General features: G+C 60.3%; 6 protein-coding genes. 3 read left to right on the top strand and 3 right to left on the bottom strand.

Translation table 11 applies throughout. The features are described 5' to 3' along the window. From BI292_RS23440 to recQ, 3 genes are all read right to left on the bottom strand, one after another. Positions 1–1195: FimV family protein (locus tag BI292_RS23440; RefSeq protein ID WP_101209348.1), on the bottom strand; the 1195-nt coding region annotated here is incomplete at its 3' end. Between the two features lie 128 nt (positions 1196–1323). Beyond that, positions 1324–1758: a MarR family transcriptional regulator gene (locus BI292_RS23435; RefSeq protein WP_092271575.1), complete on the bottom strand. Its 435-nt coding sequence runs from the start codon at positions 1756–1758 to the stop codon at positions 1324–1326. Positions 1759–1891: 133 nt separating this feature from the next. Further along, entirely contained in the window at positions 1892–4018 is a 2127-nt protein-coding gene (recQ, locus tag BI292_RS23430) for a DNA helicase RecQ (protein ID WP_101209347.1), read from the bottom strand. A gap of 419 nt (positions 4019–4437) precedes the next feature. Between recQ and BI292_RS23425 the strand changes: the two genes are divergently transcribed. The 3 genes from BI292_RS23425 (at position 4438) to BI292_RS23415 (ending at position 7104) form a co-directional block, all read left to right on the top strand. Continuing rightward, on the top strand, positions 4438–5025 hold the full coding sequence (locus tag BI292_RS23425; protein ID WP_030130067.1) for a YecA family protein: 588 nt from the start codon (positions 4438–4440) through the stop codon (positions 5023–5025). A 10-nt stretch (positions 5026–5035) separates the two neighbouring features. Then, entirely contained in the window at positions 5036–5431 is a 396-nt protein-coding gene (locus tag BI292_RS23420) for a YbaN family protein (RefSeq protein WP_092271579.1), read from the top strand. Positions 5432–5673: 242 nt separating this feature from the next. After that, positions 5674–7104, top strand: coding sequence for a hypothetical protein (locus BI292_RS23415; RefSeq protein WP_157831297.1), 1431 nt, complete (start codon positions 5674–5676; stop codon positions 7102–7104). Positions 7105–7222: the final 118 nt, after the last annotated feature.

Raw genomic sequence — 7222 nt, 5'->3', positions numbered from 1 at the left:
GATCATACCCGGCGTCGCGCAGGCTACTTTCCTGCGCGTCATACGCCGCCACATCGCCCTGTTTGCCCAGCACCTCCAGCAGGTGCAACGCCAGATCGCTGCGTTGCGGATCCTTGGCCAGCGCTTCGCGCAACAGGTTCGCGGCCTCGGTAAAACGCCCGTAAGCCAGGTAAATCCCCACGCCTTCCATCACATCGCCGACGGGCGCGTCTTCGTGGTGGCCGTGGTCCGAAGGGATACTGATCGGTTGCGGATGAAGATCATGCTCGGGCTCGACCTCAGCCTGCGCAACCGCTAAAGGTTCGGTGACTGATGGCTGGCGCCGGCGGCGCAACCACGCGGCCAATGCCAGCAGCAGAATCAGCGCCAGCAACGCGGCGATCAGCAGCCAATTGGGCGCTTCAGAGGGTTCGACCGCGACCGGCGCGGGCGCCACGGGGATCGGCGCGGCGACAGGTTTTTGCGCGACTTCAGCGAGCTGAGTCTGCAAGTCGCTGACCTGCTTACGCTGGTCGGCAATCTGCTCTTCCTGGGTTTTCAGCCTGGCGTTCAGTTCATCAATGGTTTTTTGCAGTTGCTGGTTCTGCAGGACGCTGGCGGCCAATTGTTCGGCCATCGCTTCATTGGCCGCTGCGGCGGCAGGTTGGGGCGCCGCAGCGGATTGCGCTGGACGCTTGCCTTGCGCAGCTTGAGTCGGCGCCACGGCGGGTTCGACGCGGGGGAAACCCGAAGTCGGTTCGTCGGCGGGCGGTTCATCAGTCGCCGGAACGATACCCGGTGAACCCGGTGGATCGATCAGCACCGTGTATTCGCGCAGCAAACGGCCGTTGGGCTGATTGAGCTGCACAAGGAAATTCAGAAAAGGTTCGTTGACCGGTTTGCTGGAGGTGACGCGGATGATCGTGCGATTGCCGCGCAGGATCGGTTTGAACTTGAGGTTGTTGAGGAAAAAAACCCGTTCAACGCCCGCTCGACCGAATTCGTCGGCCGTCGCGAGGCTGACCGACAGATCGCTTTCGGCCAGACCGCCCGCATCGATCAAAGTGATATCGGCGCTGAACGGCTGGTTCAACGCTGAATGCAGCGTGATCTCACCCAACCCCAGGGCCGGCGCCAATGCCGAGTAGCTGATTGCAGCGCCGACCAGAAGCAGACGGCTGCAACACCGCAAAACCACGCGCCAACTTTCGAGCATGAGCATCCCTTAGATTAAGCAGAACCAACCGTACGCGTTCGCACATCCGGTACGAACACGATATCGCCTAGTAGTTCTTTATAGTCTGCCCAACGGGGTATCTCAAAAAGTCGGCGGAAGGTTTTACCTCAAGACTTTTCGAGGTTGCCCAGAATGTGCCCGTGGACGCGCATGCAGACCTTTAAATCCGCCTCGTCGACGCCTTCGAACAACTCACGGCGCAACTGTGTGGCGATGGTTTCGATTTGTTCGATCAACGGCCGGGCCGGTGCGCAGAGGACGATCTTCTTCGCGCGGCGGTCTTCGAGTACCGATTGGCGCTGCACCAGACCCTGGGTTTCCAGGCTATCGAGCAATCGGGCAAGGGTCGGGCCTTCGACGCCGACGCTTTGCGCCAGTTCGCGCTGAGTCGGCGCGTCTTCAAAGCGTGCGAGGTGCAGCAGCACCAGCCAACGCGCCTGGGACAATCCCAGGCCAGCCAGTCGGCGGTCCAGTTCGGCGCGCCAGCCGCGAGACATCTGGGCCAATTGCATGCCAAAGCGATGTTGATCAGTTAACGGCATAAAAAACTCATGATTAGACTGAAATAGAGAAAAACTAATTATTAGTCAGCTAAGCATGACCTTTAGCTATAGGCAAGGCTTGCTCCGTAGTGAATCGTTACATCAGTGCGCCCGGTCACTTAAATCTCAAACTTCAAATCTCGAATTCGGATTGCAGCGCTGCTCGCACGCAATACAAAACACCTTCCGGCACGCGACCAGCGAATAACGCGGCAATTTCCGTCACGGCCGGCAACTCGCCTTCGCCGTCGAGAAACGCGTCCTGGATTTCGCCCATCAGCTCTTCCGGCAGGTCCAGCGCTTGTTCCAGCGACAACTGCTGCTTGCCGATCGCCTCGGCCAGCATGGTGTAGACATTCTTTTCCGAGCATTGCAGTTGGCCGGCGATCTGCAGCGGCGTCATGCCGGCGCGGGCCAGGGTGATCAGCTCGTGGCGAACATCGGCGACCACTTTCGGTGCCTCGACCTGACCGCCGAGCACTTCGAGGAAGGCTTCGCCGTAACGCTCGAGCTTGCGCGCGCCGACGCCGCTGACCGTGGCCATTTCCGCCAGCGAGGTCGGCTGGCTGCGGAGCATTTCGAGCAAGGTCGAGTCGGGGAAAATGACGTATGGCGGCACGCCATGTTCTTCGGCGAGTTTGCGGCGCAGGGCTCGCAACGCTTCCCACTGTTCGCGCTCTTCGCCACGGACCAGTTGGCTGGCCTGGCTCTTGCTGCTTTTCGCGGTAGTCTGCGGCTTCAGATCGCGGCGCAGTTCCAGGGTCACTTCGCCCTTGAGCAACGGCCGGCAACTGTCGCTCAGGCGCAGGCCGCCGTAGCCTTCGAGGTCGATGTCAGCCAGACCACGGGCGACAAGCTGGCGGAACAGCGAGCGCCATTCGCTCTCGCCCATGGCCTTGCCGACCCCGTAGACCGACAAATGCTGATGGCCGAAACTGCGGACTTTTTCGTTGTCCTTGCCGAGCAAGACATCGACCAAATGGCCGACGCCGTAACGCTGTCCGGTCCGGTAAATCGCCGAAAGCGCCTGACGCGCGGGCTCGGTGGCGTCCCAGGTCTGCACGCCATCGACGCAGTTGTCGCAATGGCCGCACGGCTCCGGCATGTCTTCGTCGAAGTACGCCAGCAGCGTCTGGCGGCGGCAGCGGGTTTCTTCGCAAAGCGACAACATGGCGTCGAGTTTGTGCTGCTCCAGGCGTTTGTGCCGCTCGTCGCCTTCAGAGTTTTGCAGCATCTGCTTGAGCATCACCACGTCTTGCAGGCCGTAGGCCATCCAGGCATCTGCCGGCAAGCCATCGCGGCCGCCACGCCCGGTTTCCTGGTAATACGCCTCAAGCGATTTCGGCAAATCAAGGTGCGCGACGAAGCGCACGTTGGGCTTGTCGATGCCCATGCCAAACGCCACGGTGGCGACCATGATCAGGCCTTCCTCGTTGAGGAAGCGTTTCTGGTGCAGCGAGCGCGTTTCGTTGGGCAGGCCGGCGTGATACGGCAGCGCTGGGAAGCCCTGTTCGCTGAGGAACACCGCGACTTCGTCGACTTTCTTGCGGGACAGGCAATAGACGATGCCGGCGTCGCTGCGCCGTTCAGTGAGGAACGCGAGCAATTGCTTGCGCGGCTGCTCCTTGGGAACGATGCGATAGAAAATGTTCGGCCGGTCGAAGCTCGACAGGAAGCGCTCGGCGTTCTGCAAATGCAGGCGATCGACGATTTCTTCGCGGGTGCGCTTGTCGGCAGTAGCGGTCAGGGCGATGCGCGGGACGTTCGGGAACAGCTCGGCCAATTGCCCCAGTTGCAGGTATTCGCGACGGAAGTCGTGGCCCCATTGCGACACGCAATGCGCTTCGTCGATGGCGAACAGGGCGATTTCCAGGCTTTGCAGGAAGGCCAGCATGCGCGGCTGGACCAGGCGCTCGGGCGCCAGATAGAGCATTTTCACTTCGCCGCGCTTGATCCGGGCCGCGAGGTCGCGCTGTTGTTCGGCGCTCAGGGTCGAGTTCAATGCAGCGGCAGCGACGCCGAGTTCTTCGAGGGTGGCGACCTGGTCGTCCATCAGCGCGATCAGCGGCGACACCACCACCGCGAGGCCTTCGCGCAGCAGCGCCGGGACCTGGAAACACAAGGACTTGCCGCCACCGGTAGGCATCAGCACCAAAGCGTCGCCGCCATTGGCCACGCGCTCAATGATTGCACCCTGGCGGCCACGGAAACTGTCGTAGCCGAAGATGTCCTTGAGGACGCGTTGAGCCTGTTCGAGCATAAAAACTCCAAAAATCACCGAAACATCCCTGCAAGGCTGGTTCACAACCACGCTCGCTGCACTGACAAATCGTAAGTGCGCATTGCATGACGCTTCACATTTCAGCCGCGACGCCAGCAGGGCATCACAAAACGCGCGAGTATACCCGAGCCCTCCCCGGCAATGGGCGCCGCTGAGAAGACACATGCCGACAAACATTGCATAACCCTGTAGCAGCGAGCTTGTGTGGCGAGGGGGCTTGCCCACGTTCGATTGCGCAGCAATCGCAATCCGGTCGAGGCTATTGCGAGCAGGCTCACGCCTGCAGGGATTGCGCTGTTTGTGAGGTCCCAAGGCAGCAAATATGCCGCGCGGCTGGCCTGCATGCTCAAGAAGGCCTAGAATTCGCGCATCTGTTTAATTCCCCAAGGTAGCTTTTAATGTCCTTCGCTGAGCAACTAACCCGCCTGCAAGTCTTCCTCGACGCTGACGAGCTGCATGACGAGGCGCTGGACTACGTGGCCGCCCACGGCTATCTGACGGCGCTGTCGATCTGCTCCGAAAGCGTTCCCGATCGTGAATGGATCGACGCACTCTTCGCCGAAGAGCCGCATTACGCCGACGACACCGAGCGTGAAGCGATCGAATCGACCCTGCTCGCACTCAAGGCCCACATCGCCCGCCAACTGGCGTCCGATGAAGAGTTCGAGTTGCCTTGCGACCTCGACCTCGGCGAAGAGCCGGACGATTCCGACCTGCGCGGCTGGTGCATCGGTTTCATGGAAGGCGTGTTCCTGCGCGAAGCGGCCTGGTTCGAAACCGCCGAAGACGAAGTCAGCGAAATGCTCCTGCCGATCATGGTCGGTTCCGGTCTGTTCGACGAACAGCCTGAGTTCGAAGACATCGCCAAAGACGCCAACCTGATGGACGACATGATCGTGCAGATCCCGGAAGCCCTGACCGCGCTGTACCTGCTGTGCCAGGCACCTGACGAAAAACCGGCGATTCTCAAGCCACGTCATCACTAAGGTCTTGCCTATGGACAACCCCATAGGCAACCGCTCCCTGATGTTGCGCTACGTGCTGCTGGCCATCGGCTGGCTGAGCGTAGCGTTGGGGGTGATCGGGATTTTCCTGCCGGTATTGCCCACCACACCTTTCCTGCTGCTGGCGGCCGCCTGTTTCGCCCGCAGTTCGCCGCGTTTCTATCATTGGCTGGTCGAACACCCGCGGCTTGGGCCGTGGATTCGCGGTTATCTGGATGGCAGCGGCATTCCGCTCAAGGGCAAGGTCTACGCGATCGGCCTGATGTGGGCGAGCATTCTCTTCTCCTGTTACCTGGTGCCGATGCCGTGGGCGCGCGGGTTCATGCTGACCAGCGCAGTGCTGGTGACGATTTACATCCTGCGCCAGAAAACCCTGCGCAAACCCTGACTACAACACATCGCCCCAGCGTCGCTACTGTCAGATCTGACAGTTTCCAGTTTTCGCATTTGAGTTTGTAATTCTGCTGTCGCACTCCAGCGACAGGAGTGTCGAATGTGATAGCCCAATCCGTTAAAAACCTCGCATCGCCAGCGTTGCCCCAACCGCAAATTTGCGACGGCTTGCAGCTGCCATCGGGCGAACTCGGGATCAATTTCGCGGCGGCCTTGGGCAATTATCCTGAGCATGGAATGAAAGTCTGGATCGCACCGTGGCCCGGCAAAGCACTGGGCGACAAAGTCGAGCTGTTGCTGAATAACCGGATGATTGATCAACAGGTCATCAGCGAGCCAGTCGAGGTCACTGAGCGCACAACGTTATGGGTGCCGCCAAGGGCTGTGCAATCCGGGTCGCACACGTTGGCTTATCGCCTGACGCGGCGCGACCAAATGGTCGAAACGTTCGCTCCGCCCCTGCAACTGCTGGTCAAACTCGACATCCCCGGCGGCGACAACCTCGACCCGCTGCACGGCCAGCACTCTGCGCTGTACATGGACATTGCCGGGGAGATCCTGCGCGATGGCGTGACCACCGATAACGTCGGCGATGGCGTCGATATCACCATCACCGCCAGGCCGGACACCGACACGCTGCTGCCCTACCCCAACATGGCCGAAGGCGATGTCTGCACGTTGAGTTGGGGCGGGTTGCTGATCTTTTCCGAAGCGGTGACCCAGGCGCATATCGACGACCCATTGGAAAATCCGCTGGTGATTCACATCAGCCGCGAAACCATTCTCAAGGCCAGGGACACCGGGCCGGAAGGTCTGCAGGTTTCGTTCAGCGTCGCCGATCAAGTGGGCAATGTTTCCGCCGGTGGGTGCCCGCCGGCGCGGGTCAAGGTCAGGCTCGGCAAATCGCAACTGCCGGCACCGATCATCAGCAAGACCAGCGGCAGCGATTTGCACCTGGATTCGTTGCGCGGTGAGGATCTGGTGGTGCAGATTTGGGCGGAATCGATCAGCGATTTTTGCCACAGGGACGTGATCATCCTGCACTTCGCCGGCGTCAGCGCGGAGGGCGAAAGCATCTGCAGTCAAAATCGCCAGATCATCGTCGGCACCCCGCCGACGGTGGTGTTCGCGCGTGTGCCGAGTGCCACCGCGCGGGCATTGGTGAACACTCAGGTGACGTGTTTCTATTCTCTGGAACGCAACGGCATGATTATCCAGTCATCGTTGCGGCGCTTCATCAATGTCGTGGGCGAGGCGGAACACCTGGCCAGCCCGATTGTGGAAGATGAGGAAGAAGGCACGCTGGACCCGGCGCTGGCCGGCATCGAAGTGAATATTCCGTTCAATAAAACTGCCCGTGCGGGTCACGTCTTTGCGCTGGATTGGCTGGGCGTGCGCGCGGACCTGAGCACGTATAACCCGGAATTGGACGGCTATCGGCCGAGTGCCGAGGAGGTTCGTGACAGGCAAGGTTTTTTCATTCCGGTGGAGGGCAAGCATCTGAAGACGCTTGCGGGCGGCACGCTGCTGTTGTCTTACAAGCAGTTGCGGATTGAGGACGATGAGGTGGTGAGTCGCCGCTCGCTGGATGCGCAGTTGTTGAAGGTTGGAGAGTTGGTTCAGCACCTGGATGCGGATGAAGCTTGTTTTCTGGGCAGTGGGATTTGATTTCAGGAACATAGGTTTTTGCAGGGTTGGCGCGGGCCTAATCGCTAGCAGGCTCACTCCTGCAATGAGTCGGTGTTTCACGACCTCGCCCCCCACCGCATCACTAAAATCAGACAAA

The sequence above is a fragment of the Pseudomonas sp. 43NM1 genome (genome assembly GCF_002836905.1).
GTDB lineage: Bacteria > Pseudomonadota > Gammaproteobacteria > Pseudomonadales > Pseudomonadaceae > Aquipseudomonas > Aquipseudomonas prosekii.
The sequence above is the reverse complement of the archived record's forward strand: the minus strand, read 5'-3'. Positions and strand labels throughout refer to the sequence as shown.

Excerpts from the sequence above, each read along its gene's own strand:
- BI292_RS23425 (WP_030130067.1), top strand. The coding sequence starts at position 4,438 with ATGTCCTTCGCTGAGCAACTAACCCGCCTGCAAGTCTTCCTCGACGCT.
- recQ (WP_101209347.1), bottom strand. The coding sequence starts at position 4,018 with ATGCTCGAACAGGCTCAACGCGTCCTCAAGGACATCTTCGGCTACGAC.
- BI292_RS23420 (WP_092271579.1), top strand. The coding sequence starts at position 5,036 with ATGGACAACCCCATAGGCAACCGCTCCCTGATGTTGCGCTACGTGCTG.
- BI292_RS23435 (WP_092271575.1), bottom strand. The coding sequence starts at position 1,758 with ATGCCGTTAACTGATCAACATCGCTTTGGCATGCAATTGGCCCAGATG.
- BI292_RS23415 (WP_157831297.1), top strand. The coding sequence starts at position 5,674 with ATGAAAGTCTGGATCGCACCGTGGCCCGGCAAAGCACTGGGCGACAAA.